The following is a 14200-nucleotide window of genomic DNA, read 5'->3' as shown; positions in this document are numbered from 1 at the left end:
TCCTGTACACTATAGAATCTTTCATTTATATTTTTAGTACTAAAAAATAAATGGAAAGAGGACAAAAATATGACAAGAAAGATAATATTAAATTTAGCTATGAGCATAGATGGATATATAGCAGATGAAGATGGTGCCTTTGATTGGATTGTAGGAGATGGTGATAGATCTTTAGATACTGAAAATAAGTGGGATTATAATGAATTTTTAGAGTCAATTGATATAGTAGTGATGGGCAAAAAGTGTTATGACCAAGGATTTTTAGATGATTTCAAAGATAAAACTATTTATGTAGCTACATCTGAAGCTATTGATGATTATGATAACATTCATTTTATAAATAATAATATTTGCGATGTTATATTAGAAGAGAGTAAGAAAGAAGGTAAAGATATTTTTCTTTTTGGAGGAGGAGTACTAGTTGATAATTTTATAAAGAAGAATGTTATTGATCAGTACATTATCGGAATAATTCCTACTATATTAGGTAAAGGTAGACCTTTATTTTTAGAAGATAACCCAAAAATAAATCTACATCTAGATCAATATATTTTAGATAATGGCATCGTTATATTAAAGTATTCAAAATGTGGAAGAGTTTAATGAAAATTTAACAGACACTAAACATAAAGGAAACAAAAATCATTTATTATGGAGTTATAGAAAATAGTAAATTATTAAAGGAGATGCTTATGGAACAAATGGTAAAGAGATTTCAATCAGATTTATTATCAGAAACTCCTGTAATTACAACTACTCCATCAATGAATTTTTATAATAGGAAAAATACTAATCAAAGTTTAAGGTTAGCCATAATTAGTGATATACATTTATTTCCTAAGTCTTTATTAAAGAAACAAGGAGAAAATTTTAGAAAATATTTATGTAATGATAGAAAAATGCTATTGGATAGTGAAAAGATCCTTGATGCTGCAATGTTGAAGATAATTGAAGAAGAGCCAGAGGTAGTATTAATAACTGGCGATTTAACAAAAGATTCTGAGAAGGAAGCTCATAATATGCTAGCGAAGAGACTTAATATTCTATTGAAAAAAGGTATTAAGGTTTTTGTTATCAATGGAAATCATGATATTAATAATCCAGAAGCTTGTATGTTTATAGAAGATCCTAAGAATATAAATAAAGATAAAAAAGTTACTGTAGATACTATATTATCTGAAGATTTTAAAAGGATATATAGTGATTATGGTTATAGCAATGCAATAGCGATTCATGAAGGATCGCTATCTTATGTAGCGCAGCTTAATGATGGATATAGAGTAATTGCTATTGATAGTGGAACTTATGGTGATGATTCAAGTGAGCAAGCTACGGAAGGATATTTTAGAGATGGCTTAGTTCAGTGGGTCGTAGAACAAATAAAAATAGGAAGAGATGCTGGTGATGAAGTTATTGGAATGATGCATCATGGGATAATAGAACATTTTAGAGGGCAAGGAGATGTTTTCCCTTCATATTTAGTTAAGGGGTGGGAAGAAGTTTCAAAAATATTTGCTGATGCTGGAATGAGATATATGTTTACGGGACATTTTCATGGACAAGATATAGCATCTATCACAACAGAACATGGAAATACTCTTTATGATATAATGACAGGATCTCTAGCAACAGCACCATCTCCAATAAGAATAGTAACTTTAAATAAGGACGTTGATAGTATTGAAGTAAATAGTCATTTTATTGATAAAATCGAAGGAAATGATAACTTTAGAGAGTATGCTACTAAGTTTTTAAAAGATGGAATTCCTGATATGGCAGTATCACTATTTCAAAGTATTTTATTAGATAATATTAAAAAAGAAAAAATTGCTTTAAATGATATATTAATTGAAATAGGTTGTATGAATCCTATGATAGTAGAGTGTATTAAAGCTAATTTAAAACAGTACAATATTGATGAATATTCCACATATATTGCAAGCTATGCCATAAAAGATTTCGTGATAGCAGTAACAGAAGAGATTAGAAATATTTATGTAACAGAAAATATAAAGTTAATGGATGTTATACAATATTGCTTAATGGAAGTCTATAATGGTGATGAAATATATTCCGATGAAATGAAATTAGTAAGAAGTATAATTGCAGAAGGGGTAGTAATACCTAACGCAATATTAGAAATAATAAATAACCATAAGAAAAAACTCGGTATTGTTGGAATGGCAATGAAAAAAGAATATATTAGAAGCTTTTTAGATTCTAAGGTATATGGAGATATTTCTATAGGTAAATTAATCTCTATGAAATTGGCTGATCTTATGGATGCATTACTGGAAAAAAGTAATCTTAGTGATAATGATTTAATATTATATCATGGAGATATAATAAGTGAAGTAGAATCTATTGCTCAATAAACACAATAAAAAGTCAGCACTTCGCTGACTTTTTATTGTGTCTTTTTATTAGAAATCAGTGAATCTGTTAGAGTTACTATAAATTCATGATATTCAGGAAGCTATTTTACTAATAATTTAATTTCAAGAAGTTGCATTTCAATATCCATAATTTCTGAATTAGTATCTGAAAATAGAGGAATTTTTGCTTCATTGACCTTATTTTTCAACTGTACTATTGAGTTTTGTAATGTTTCAACAAGGTTTTGAACATCAAGCCATTGTTTTTTCATTTCTTTATTATGATTATTTAATATTGAGGCAAAAGTTAGTATATTAGAATAGTTAACAACCTTTTCTTCTTCTGTATTTAGCACATCTAAAATATCACTAAGCTTGAGTTCACCATTTTTATACTTCTTAAAAACATAACAGAGAGGTCCACCGATACTTACAGTAAATACGCTAGTCAATAGCTGAATAACACTCTTTTCGCTATTAATAGAAGCTGAAAGAGAAGCATGATTTTTAGCAGTGGAATCAGTATTCGAAGCAATGGCTGAAGATATGCTATGGAGAATATTTATTTCTAGCTCATTAGATTTTGTAACATTTATTTGTATATCATCAGTTAAAGGGTAGGTAATTGGGCATTTAGATAATGAAGTATTGATATTATCGTATTCTTTTAGCATTGACATAATATTGGTTTTATCATTTTCTGATATAGTATTAGATTTTACTAAGTCGTCTAAATTGTCATAAGCTGATGTTAGATACTCATTATATTTAACTTTATAGATATCTTCATTAGTAAGAAGATAAAACTTTTGACTATTTCCTAAATTTACAATTATTGTTTTAAATGAATCTAATGATGAAATTTTTGTTTTAGTTTCTGATAAGCTTTCAACTTTAGAAGATAATGAATTATGAGTAAAGATTGCATAAGCATTTATTGCAAGCAAAAATATAATAAAGATTCCTATTAAAAATATAATAAGTTTTCGAATATTTTTCATTTTCTTCACCTTTTCCTTTAATATATTGTATTCAAAATATGTACAAGGGAAACTTTATATTTTCTTTATTTTTATATCAGCAATTCTAAAGAATCCTTAGATAAAATTGTAGTTATTAAAAGAGAATTGGATGTGAAAAGATGATAACTATAAGGAATTTATCTAAAGAATTTAAAGGAGATAGTGGAAGTTTTAAAATCTACGTGACGTGTATTAAATTTTTATTATAAAATATTGACATAATATAAGGATACTTGTACAATGTTATTGTTCATCGGAGGGTGTTATAATTATTTACGATTATGCGCTGGATAAGATGGTAAGTGAAAGCTTACTAACTTATCCAGCTTTTTTGCTTTGGGGAATTTTTATCAATAAACAATTATAGGAGGAGATTAAATTTGAGTAATCTAACAAAAGGTAAAATAAGTACAACTTTATTAAAATTTGCAATACCATTTTTATTTGCCAGCTTATTGCAAGCTCTGTATGGAGCAGCAGATCTATTTGTAGTAGGTCAATTTGCAGATTCTGCATCAGTTTCTGCTGTGGCTATTGGAAGTCAGGTAATGCAAACAATAACAGGTATAATATTAGGTATTTCTATGGGTGGTACAGTACTGATTGGAAGACGTATAGGAGAAAAAAAACATGGAGAAGCAGCTAAGGCTATTGGTTCTTTAACTGTTTTATTTATAATAATCGCAGTAATTCTAACACCGTTAATGCTTTTAGCAACTGATGGAGCTATTACGTTAATGCATACACCTATGGAAGCAGTTAAGTACACAAAGGAATATATTATTATTTGTACATTAGGTATTCCTTTTATAATTGGCTATAATGCAGTCAGTGCCATATTTAGAGGTTTAGGAGATTCTAAGACACCAGTATATTTCGTATTAATAGCTTGCGTAATTAATATAATTGTTGATGTTGTTTTAGTTGGTATATTCAAATTTCATGCTATTGGAGCAGCAATAGCTACAGCTTCATCGCAAGGAATAAGTTTCATAATTGCTTTATTTTATATTATTAAAAGAGGTTTTAGCTTTAAAATTACAAGAAAAGATTTTAGATTAGATAAGGAGTCTGCTAAATGTATATTAAAGGTAGGGTTTCCTTTAGCACTGCAAGATGCTCTGATTAATGTATCATTTTTAATTATTACTGCTGTAATAAATACTATGGGATTGGTAGCTTCAGCTGCCGTTGGAGTTGTTGAAAAAATTATTGTTTTTGCTATGCTACCACCTACATCTTTTGGCTCTGCAGTATCAGCAATGACAGTTCAAAATATAGGGGCTGGAGAAAGGAATAGAACTGCAAAGGTTCTTCGTTATGGAATAATATATTCATTGATTTTTGGGATTATAGCAACAGTATATTCGCAAATTTATCCAGAAACATTAACAGCTATGTTTACAAATGATCCCGAGGTAATTAAAGCATCTAGTCAGTATTTAATGTCTTTTTCAATTGATTGCATTATGGTAAGTTTTGTATTTTGTATAAATGGATATTTAAGTGGTATGGGTAAATCTACAATTTCACTTATACACAGCTTAATAGCTACTTTTGGTTTTAGAATTCCTCTGACTTTATTAATAAGTAAAATATCTGGTGTAACTCTTTATGAATTAGGATTTGCAGCACCGATTTCTACACTTGTTTCTATAGTAATATGTTTTTTCTATCTTAGGTGGCAAAACAAGAGTGAAGTAAATAATCCTATATTAAGATAAGAAATTAATTAAACATCAAGTATCATTTACGACAAAAATAGTACTTTTTACGACGTATATATTGACAATTAAACAAAAAATAGTTAACTTGTACTAGTATTTAACATATGACAAGTAGATTTATAACTTGTTATCATTACTAGAAATTTTATCATAAAGATAAGGGGAAGAAAAATCTATGAAAAGAGTAAAAATTTTAGTTAGCTGTATTGTGGCTACGTCAATGTTATTTCAAGGAGGAGTACCTTCAGTAACTAAAGCAGCAGAAAATTATTTTAGTGAAAATTTTGAGAATGGTAGTTCAAATTGGACAACTAGAAATGGAAATTGGTCAATAAAAACTGATGACAGTAAAGTATATAATCAATCAGATCTTAAGAAGGAAGCAATAGCAACAAGGGGAGATGAAAACTGGACTGATTATACTGTAGAAGCAGATATTAAAGTTGAAGATTTTAATGGGTCAAATAGAGCTATGTTATGTGGTCGTTATACTGATCAAAACAATTATTATGCAGTAAGTTTAAGTAGCAAAAATGGTGGAATTGTTGAACTTAGAAAAAAAAGTAAATGGTAAATCAACTACTATAGAAAAAATTTCTACTTCAATAAAAGCTGATAAATTATATAATGTTAAATTAAAACTTAAAGGAAGTACTATTAAAGTATATATAGATGATGAAATCATAATAGAAAGTGAAGATACTTCATTAACAAAAGGTGCCGTAGCATTGCTTTCTAGTAAAGTAAATGTAAGTTATGATAATGTCGTTGTTACTGGTAGTAGTTATTCTAATAACGTCGATTCTGAAAATGGATCAACAACAGATGAACCAACTACTGATAATAATGAATCAATAGATACACCAAGTACATCAGTGACAGAATTAAGTAGCTATTCATTAACAGGCTTTGGTGGAGAAAATGAGGGGGGCGGAGTTATAGATGAAAGTAGCCCTTATTATAAAAAAGTCACTAATGCAACTGAACTTGGACAAGCATTAAAGAAAAAGTCCACTGTAAAAGTAATTGAGATTGCTAATGATATAGATTTAGGATGGAATGTGATACCGGATGAAGCTAAGGTAGCACCTTTTAAAGAAAATGCAGAGGCATTAACTCATCCAATATTAAAGGAGACTGGAGTAAGTGAAATCGTAGTAGACGGATTTGATGGACTTACTATATATTCTAAAAATGGAGCAAAGTTAACTCATGGTGGAATTACTATAAAAAGATCAAAGAATGTAGTAATAAGAAATATAGAATTCGATGAGCTTTGGGAGTGGGATGAAGCTACTAAAGGTAATTACGATGAGAATGATTGGGATTACTTAACACTAGAGCAATGTACTAATGTTTGGATAGATCATTGTACTTTTGGTAAGGCTTATGACGGTGTAGTAGATTCTAAGAAAGGGACTACGGGAGTAACAATTTCATGGTCTAAATTCTTGTCTGGTGATTCAAATCCAGAATTTATGGAAGCTATGTTTGATGAATTAGAAGCTAATAAATCAGAGTATCCTATGTATGCTGCTATAAGAGAGCAAGGATTAACTAAAGATGAAATAATGAAAGTAGCATCTCCACAAAAGAAAACTCATTTAATTGGAGCTACTGAAATGGCAGAAGATAATGAGGATTTAGAATTAACATTACATCATAATTATTATAAAGATTCTCAAGATCGTATGCCAAGACTTAGAGGTGGTAACGCTCATGTATATAATATAGTTATGGACTCAGAAAATGCAAATAATCTTAAAAAATTAATACCATCAAAAATTTCATCAGCACTTAAGTCTAAAGGGTATAAGTTCGGTATAACTAGTAATGGTGCAATTTCAACAGAAAATGGTGCAGTATTATTAGAAAAGAGTGCTATATTAGGAGTAGCATCTCCAATAAGAAATAATCAAAAAGATGCATCTGATTCAGACTACACAGGAAAAATAGAGGCTATTGATACTATATATGAATATGGAGATATTTCCTTTAGAGGTGATAGTACAGAAAAAGATAGTCCATTATCACCAGAACCAGCAGAAGTAAAAGAGTTTTCATGGAATAATATGTCCTCTTTACCTTATGAATACAAAATGGATGATCCATCTACATTAAAAGAAAAGTTAACTGGAGAAAATGGAGCAGGTGCAGGACAATTAAATTTAAGTAATGAAAATTGGATGAAAACAAAATATTAAGAGAAAATAGGTTGAGCATATCATCAAAATATGCTCAACCTATTTTTAATTTCTAAAAAATGTTAGAATTTTAATAAAGGAGGAATGAACATGGTATATAGGCAAACAGCAATATATAAATTTCTTTATTATTGTAATGAACGTAATTTAGAAAAAATAGTAGTAGATTGTGGAGCGGGGGGAAGTATGCCTCCACTTGGTATTTTTTATACTGAAGGATATAAAACAATAGGTATTGAAATGGATGATAACCAAATCGCTCTTTCTAAAGCTTTTGAAAAGGAAAATAATATGAATTTAAATATAATTAAAGGTGATATGCGAAAACTTCCATTTAATGATTGTGAGATTCCATATATATATTCCTTTGGTTCTATATTTCATATGACGAAGAAGGATATAAAAATTGCTATTAATGAGATTAAAAGAGTAATGATAGATGATGGGTTATGTTATATAAATTTTTTATCAAAAGAAGATTTCAGATACGGTGAAGGCAAAAAAATTGGTGATGGAGAATACATACAAGAAGAAGGAGGTAATAAAGTAATACATTCATATTTTGACGATGATGAAGTAAAAGAATATTTTAATGATATGACTATTATATATAAAGAAAATAGGATATATGAGAGAATATATAATGGTGAAATGATAAGACAAGGAGCCATAGATTATATAGTAAGAAAATAAAGTTAGTTATATGGTAAATTATATAGATAAAAATGTGTATTTAAGGGAATGGGAATTTAATGAGAAGAAAGATTGGATTATTGGTTGGTATACTTTTAAACATTTGAAAATAAATCCTATAAACAAATTGAAAGGGAATTTATTTAAAAGAACAACTTTTAAGAAATAATAGTTGTACGTGACGTAATATTGAAATTTATAAATCAATATTTACGTCACGTATTTTTTTAATTAGTATGCAACTTTATTAATTTTTAGGATGTCTAATAAGTGTGACCCATGGGAAATGAAATTGCAGAAAAAATAATTATGTTAGATCAATAAAATAATAAATACTGAGTTAAGATATCCATTTTATGAATATTATTATATTGATGAGAAATTATATATTTAATATAAGGAGGTAATATTGAAAAAGAAGAAAAAGAAGCATTGTTCATGTAAGTTTCAGGATTTCAAGTTACCTCCTTGTGCAGAGTTTTTAGGAAATGTTAATCCTTTAGTAAGTGATGGACATGTTATATATAGAAATACTAATAGACTTTATTTTTTCCTTTGCTTTAATGACAATGGAGATATTGGGAAGACTTATAATCCCGCAGAACCACTTACTTTTAATAATATACATGGTGGATGTCTACAAATAGAGCCTTATCTTTTTTTTATAGGGGCATATATAAATGAATTTCAAAAAGGAAACATAACAAATTTTAGTGAGATAAAAATACATGATGATAATAATGCAGATGAATTTATTAAAAGTGTTTTATCAAATACTTATGAGATAAATAACGTAAATAACGCAGTAGTTCCAACATTATCTTATGTTATATCTAATTCCAATGCTATTCTTCCTTTATTTAGTGCATATATAGAAATTAGCCCAATAAATTACTATATTATCTTGATGCTTAACAGATTTTATGGTGACTATGGATTACTATTTGGAGATAACTCCTACGTGACCAATGATTTTGTTAATGCTACTTTGGCAAGTATTTTCTTTCAATGTAAATAAAAGGTGATATTAATGTAGATAAAGTGTAAATAGGGATGTTGCATAATGAATTATATAAATTCATTATCCGGGGAAATTAATAGTGATTGAGAATTAAAAGAATGGGCTTCGCAGCAAGTTTTTATTTGTTAATGCGACAGCCCTTTGATGATAACTAATGAATAGTAAAATACATGAAAAATACACCTTAAAAAGGTATATTCTATTAATTGGTGATTTTATCAATAAATCTTACAATTTCAATAGTAAAATTCAACCCATCTTCAACATCTTCTTTTGTTGCAATTAAAGGATCTTTAGCAGGATATCTTGTTTCAATATAGTACTCATTCAGAAATGCACAATCCTTGATATATTTTCGAAACTCTTTATGATACTCATTAGCTTTTTTACATAATTTTATTAAGCTATTGCCACCTTGTAGCACACCTGTCTTATATATTAAAAATCCTTTTAAATATTTTCTACACATTGTTGTAGGTGGAATAGCACGAGTCCAAAATCTGCACCATGCTCAAATAAAATTTTAGCTCCTTGTAGATCTTTATTGCCAATTTCAAACCACTCTTTATGTTTTAGTGTATCAACCATATAGTACTACTCCTTCTCTATTTATTAATGATGCAAAAGTTGCTGTATCTTGAATATATTTAATCCATTCAGTTTCTCTATATAATATAAAATCAATATCTCTATAAGATTCTATATTTATAAGCATATCCATTAGTCTATTTTTTTTATTATCATAGTCGCCTATTACACATAAATCAATATCGCTATCTTTTTTTGCAATTCCTTTAGCACATGATCCGAAAAGTATTATTTTACTTGGATTATAGAGTTTAATTAATTGATTTTTAATATCTTCTATTTCCTCAATAAATGGAATCATATTTTCTCCTTTAAATATAATTGATCTTAATAATTTATAATAAAGTAATTATAACATAACTTTATGAGACATTTAATATAATTAGTTTAGTAAAAAATAATAAGTTGATGCATCTATATTAATATTTAAAATTAATCTAATTTTAATCTTTCTTATAATTTCTATTAATTTTATCAGACTATTATAGAACTATAGTAAATAAATGGAGATGATTTAAATGGAAAGAAAAGAAATGATTGAAAAGTTAATGAATAAGGCTAATGTGTCTTATGAAAAAGCAGAGGAAGCATTAGAAAAATGTAATTGGGATATGCTAGATGCGATAATTTATTTAGAAAGAGAGAAAATAGAAAAAGAGGAAAGTAAAGCTGTAGTATGTGTGCCAGAGGTACACAAGGAAAATGAAGGACATGATGGGTTAGGGAGACTTCTAGGAAGAATATTTAAATTTATAGGTAAGATAATTAGAAAAGGTAATGTAAATTACTTCCATATAAATAAAGAAGGTAAGGAACCTATAAAGATATCTATTACAATATCTACAGTATTACTGATACTTGCATTTTGGCCTGTGATGATACTTCTTATAATTGGATTATTCTCAGGATATAAGTACTCAATTAAAGGAAAAGATATTAAATGCAATGAAGTAAATAATGTCTTTAATAAAGCATCAGAAGCTGCTGATAGCATTAAAAATAATTTTAATGAAGGATATAAAAATTGATAATTTTAACTAATGAAAGGCTATTAGCATGATAATAGCCTTTTTTCTACTTAATGGATATAATATAATTGAAGTGATAGTAAATATTAAAAAATGTCTCGGAGGAGCGAAAATGGATGATTTTTCGATTGTAGAGAAGCTTAAAGATAAAACTAATATTAGCTATGAGGAAGCAAAGGAAGCATTAGAGAAGTCCAATTGGGATATTCTTGATGCAATGGTGTTTTTAGAAGAAAAAAAGAAAATAGAAGCACCTTCTGTAAGCGTATATTTTACAAACAACAGTAATATAAGTGAAGAAAAGAATCATGATGATGAAAAAATAGAAGAAAGTAATATTAAAAGAAGGTCTAATGGAATATTTGAATTTATATGTGATGTTATAGATAAATGTAACAACACTTTTCTTGTAATAAAGAAAAGAGAAAAGTTAATACTTAAACTTCCTATGACAGCAATCATATTACTTATGTTATTCAGTTTTGGAACACTTGTAATTTTATATATAGTGGCACTTTTTTTTGAAATAGATTTTTCAATAGCAAGTAAAGATGTTAAAACAGATAAAGTTAATAATGTTTTTAATGAGATATCAAAGTATGCAAAGGAAATAAAGAATTTATTAAAGAAAGGAAAGAAAAATGACTAAAATTTTAATAATTGAAGATGAGGAGAAGATTGCAAGATTTACTGAGTTAGAATTGGTTCATGAAGGGTATGAAGTAGTAAAATCAAATAATGGACGAGATGGGCTAGAAATAGTGGAAAATGACAATATTGATTTAGTGCTTCTTGATATAATGATACCAGAAATTAATGGACTAGAGGTTTTGCGTAGAATAAGGAAGTTTTCAGAGTTGCCAGTTATAATGTTGACTGCGAGAGATGCTGTAATGGATAAAGTTTCAGGTCTAGACGCTGGTGCTGATGATTATATAACGAAACCTTTTGCTATAGAGGAATTATTAGCGAGGATAAGAACAGCACTTAAGAGAAAAGTTGTAGTTAAGGAAGAGAAGAAGGATGTAATCGCTTGTGGGGATTTATTATTAGATAAAAGTAGACATAAGGTAACCTTTAGAGATAATGAGATAGAATTAACAAAAAGAGAGTTTGATTTATTGCAAACATTAATAGAAAATAAGAATATAGTTTTGACGAGAGATGTGTTGATGGAAAAAGTTTGTGGATATGATTATTTTGGTGAGACAAATGTAATAGATGTTTATATAAGGTATCTAAGAGCAAAAATAGATGATGTATTTAATAAAAAAATGATACATACAGTGCGTGGTGTGGGGTATGTAATAAAGGATGAATAAAGAAAACCCTAAAAAGAAAGTAACATCTATTGCTATAAAACTAAATTCTAGTTTTGTAAGAAAGCTATTTGCAAAATTTCTTATAATAGATATATTTATACTAATTGTTATAGTAGGCTATTATTTAAAAATACAAGAAGTGAACTATTATGGTGAATTTATATCGAATGCAGAAAGAGTGACTGATTTTTTTCCTATAGAGACAGCTACATATACTGTTACTTGGGATGATGGAAAAACTATGGTAAAGGATATTAGTAGTTTTTTATTAATATTAAAACAAATATTTATTAAGATTATAGGTTTTCAAGGAATATTAATAATTTATGAAATTATTTTTGGTACAAGCAAAATAAGAAAAAAGCTTAAGCCTCTTGATGATATTGCGGAAACAGCAAGTAGGCTTAGTGAGTTGGCTTTTAATGAAGAAAAGGTACAAAGTTTAGAAGAAGCTATTTCTAAAATAAGTCCTGTAGTATCAAATGAGAAAATAAGCACTGGAGATAGCGAATTACACGGATTGGAAGTTGCTATAAACAATTTACTTGATAGAATGAGAGAATCTTATAGACAACAAGCAAGATTCGTTTCGGATGCTTCTCATGAATTGAGAACTCCAATATCTGTAATACAGGGATATGCAAATATGCTAGACCGATGGGGAAAAGAAGATGAAAAGGTCCTCGATGAATCTATTAATGCAATAAAAAGTGAAGCGGAAAATATGAAAAACTTGGTGGAACAATTATTGTTTTTAGCTAGGGGAGCTAATGGAAAAACTAAGCTTAGCTATAAAAAGTTCATATTAAATAATATGATACAGGAAGTAGTAGAAGAATCTAAAATGATTGATAAAAATCATATTTATACTTATGAAAATTCAGAAAACATTGAAGTTTATGGTGATGAAGCTTTTCTTAAGCAGACAATTCGTATATTAATAGAGAATGCTATGAAGTATACAGGAAAAGGGGAAGTAATAAAATTAAAGACAGGTATTAATGAAAAAGGAGAACCTTATTTTGCAGTACAGGACAATGGTATAGGTATGGAAGAAGAAGAGGTAACACACATATTTGAACGATTTTATAGAGCGGATACTGTGAGAGATAGAAAAGAGGGAGGTACTGGTCTTGGATTATCTATCGCTAAGTGGATTATAGATAATCATAATGGATATTTTTCTGTACTTAGTAGAAAAGATATTGGAACTAGAATCACTGTATATTTACCAATGTTATCAAAGGAGAGGGAGTAATTATGAGTAAATTTAGTATTGGAATGTTTGCGGCATATAATGAGAAGAAATTTAAAAGGGATTTTAGAGATGATTTCTTTGGATTAGAAATATGTTTATTCGAAAACGAGGAAGATATAGATAAAATAAAAGAATTATCAGAGAGTAAAAATATAAAGTATGGAATTCATTTTCCCTTAAGAGCTGGAATATACCCTCTAAGAGATCCGCAATTTTTAACTCTAAATGAGGAGACAAAAAATGAGGTCTATAAGATTATAGAAGATGAACTTAATTATATTCATAAAAAGGATTTAAAGCCAGAATATATTTTATTTCATTTTCCAAAGCCAGCTATTTTAAAAGAAAGTTTTAACTTAGAAAATTGGAGATTTTATGACAGAAGTGAATATTGCTATGAAGATGAATATTCTTTTGATAATTTTAAGAATAATATAGAAAAACTTTTTAAGTGGTTATTAATTAAAAGTAGAGAATATAACTTTACTCCAGTATTAGAGCTTGATGCATTAAATAAATATATTACTGATAGTAAATTCTTAGAGGAATTATTAGAAAAGTATAACGAAATAAAATTGTGCTTAGATACAGGAAGGCTACATGCACAGCATATAAATGATAAAGATTTTAATGAGATAGATATAATTAAAAGATTCTCAAAATACACAAAAGTGATTCATTTATGGAATGTACAAGTCGAAGGAGATTCTGATAGTAGTCATTATCCTGCATTACCAACATTAAGAGAAGAAGATGGATGGGCACCTATTGAAAAGTATCTAAATATCATAAAAGAAGAAAACCGTGATATTATAGTACTTTTTGAACATAGATCAGAAAAGGTTAACGATGAAGAATTAGAAAGTTGTTATCAATGGATTAGAAATATTTTAAGATAGACATTTGTTCTATCTTAATTTTTTTACAAAAATATTGCAATAATAGACCGAATGGTCTATTAT

Annotated in this window: 14 protein-coding genes and 1 pseudogene; 12 read left to right on the top strand and 3 right to left on the bottom strand. The window is 28.1% G+C overall.

All coding sequences use genetic code 11. The features are described 5' to 3' along the window. Window positions 1–69 precede the first annotated feature (69 nt). Window positions 70–603 carry a dihydrofolate reductase family protein gene (locus CM240_RS15555; protein ID WP_044040413.1) on the top strand — a complete coding sequence of 178 codons (534 nt, stop codon included), beginning with the start codon at window positions 70–72 and terminating at the stop codon, window positions 601–603. Window positions 604–692: 89 nt separating this feature from the next. Further along, the gene (locus tag CM240_RS15550) at window positions 693–2375 is read left to right on the top strand and encodes a metallophosphoesterase family protein (RefSeq protein WP_044040412.1); all 1683 of its coding nucleotides are present in this window, start codon (window positions 693–695) and stop codon (window positions 2373–2375) included. A gap of 101 nt (window positions 2376–2476) precedes the next feature. Here the strand turns inward: CM240_RS15550 and CM240_RS15545 are convergent, their stop codons facing one another. Beyond that, window positions 2477–3376, bottom strand: a complete 900-nt coding sequence (locus CM240_RS15545; RefSeq protein ID WP_242838509.1) for a CHASE3 domain-containing protein — start codon at window positions 3374–3376, stop codon at window positions 2477–2479. A 401-nt stretch (window positions 3377–3777) separates the two neighbouring features. Between CM240_RS15545 and CM240_RS15540 the strand changes: the two genes are divergently transcribed. From CM240_RS15540 to CM240_RS15520, 5 genes are all read left to right on the top strand, one after another. Further along, entirely contained in the window at window positions 3778–5121 is a 1344-nt protein-coding gene (locus tag CM240_RS15540) for an MATE family efflux transporter (RefSeq protein WP_044040411.1), read from the top strand. A 178-nt stretch (window positions 5122–5299) separates the two neighbouring features. Next, window positions 5300–5698 carry a hypothetical protein gene (locus CM240_RS17810; RefSeq protein ID WP_044040410.1) on the top strand — a complete coding sequence of 133 codons (399 nt, stop codon included), beginning with the start codon at window positions 5300–5302 and terminating at the stop codon, window positions 5696–5698. Then, the gene (locus CM240_RS15530) at window positions 5670–7328 is read left to right on the top strand and encodes a pectate lyase family protein (protein ID WP_197537947.1); all 1659 of its coding nucleotides are present in this window, start codon (window positions 5670–5672) and stop codon (window positions 7326–7328) included. The genes CM240_RS17810 and CM240_RS15530 overlap by 29 nt, the downstream gene beginning before the upstream one ends. Before the next feature lie 90 nt (window positions 7329–7418). Next, complete coding sequence (locus CM240_RS15525; protein WP_242838508.1) at window positions 7419–8021, top strand: class I SAM-dependent methyltransferase; 603 nt, start codon at window positions 7419–7421, stop codon at window positions 8019–8021. A gap of 409 nt (window positions 8022–8430) precedes the next feature. Then, window positions 8431–9039 (top strand): hypothetical protein, encoded by a 609-nt coding sequence (locus tag CM240_RS15520; RefSeq protein ID WP_044040406.1) that lies wholly within the window; start codon window positions 8431–8433, stop codon window positions 9037–9039. 205 nt (window positions 9040–9244) lie between these two features. Here the strand turns inward: CM240_RS15520 and CM240_RS18070 are convergent. Together CM240_RS18070 and CM240_RS18065 are read right to left on the bottom strand one after the other, a co-directional pair. Then, window positions 9245–9630, bottom strand: a pseudogene (locus CM240_RS18070) (HEPN domain-containing protein). Continuing rightward, window positions 9623–9931: a nucleotidyltransferase family protein gene (locus tag CM240_RS18065; RefSeq protein WP_044040405.1), complete on the bottom strand. Its 309-nt coding sequence runs from the start codon at window positions 9929–9931 to the stop codon at window positions 9623–9625. The pseudogene CM240_RS18070 and the gene CM240_RS18065 overlap by 8 nt, the downstream one beginning before the upstream one ends. 217 nt (window positions 9932–10148) lie before the next feature. Here CM240_RS18065 and CM240_RS15505 point away from each other — a divergent pair, with 217 nt between their 5' ends. The 5 genes from CM240_RS15505 to CM240_RS15485 all read left to right on the top strand — a co-directional run bounded on the left by CM240_RS15505 (window position 10149) and on the right by CM240_RS15485 (window position 14137). After that, window positions 10149–10658: a DUF4342 domain-containing protein gene (locus tag CM240_RS15505; RefSeq protein WP_044040404.1), complete on the top strand. Its 510-nt coding sequence runs from the start codon at window positions 10149–10151 to the stop codon at window positions 10656–10658. Between the two features lie 112 nt (window positions 10659–10770). Further along, complete coding sequence (locus CM240_RS15500) at window positions 10771–11307, top strand: DUF4342 domain-containing protein (protein ID WP_044040403.1); 537 nt, start codon at window positions 10771–10773, stop codon at window positions 11305–11307. After that, window positions 11300–11980 (top strand): response regulator transcription factor, encoded by a 681-nt coding sequence (locus CM240_RS15495; protein ID WP_044040402.1) that lies wholly within the window; start codon window positions 11300–11302, stop codon window positions 11978–11980. Before CM240_RS15500 ends, CM240_RS15495 begins: the two co-directional genes overlap by 8 nt. Beyond that, window positions 11973–13238, top strand: a complete 1266-nt coding sequence (locus tag CM240_RS15490; protein WP_044040401.1) for a sensor histidine kinase — start codon at window positions 11973–11975, stop codon at window positions 13236–13238. Before CM240_RS15495 ends, CM240_RS15490 begins: the two co-directional genes overlap by 8 nt. Window positions 13239–13240: 2 nt before the next feature. After that, window positions 13241–14137 (top strand): hypothetical protein, encoded by an 897-nt coding sequence (locus CM240_RS15485; protein WP_044040399.1) that lies wholly within the window; start codon window positions 13241–13243, stop codon window positions 14135–14137. Window positions 14138–14200: the final 63 nt, after the last annotated feature.

Origin of the sequence: Clostridium bornimense, from assembly GCF_000577895.1 — a bacterium.
Taxonomy (GTDB): Bacteria; Bacillota; Clostridia; order Clostridiales; family Clostridiaceae; genus Clostridium_AN; species Clostridium_AN bornimense.
This window is presented reverse-complemented; position numbering and strand designations above follow the sequence as displayed.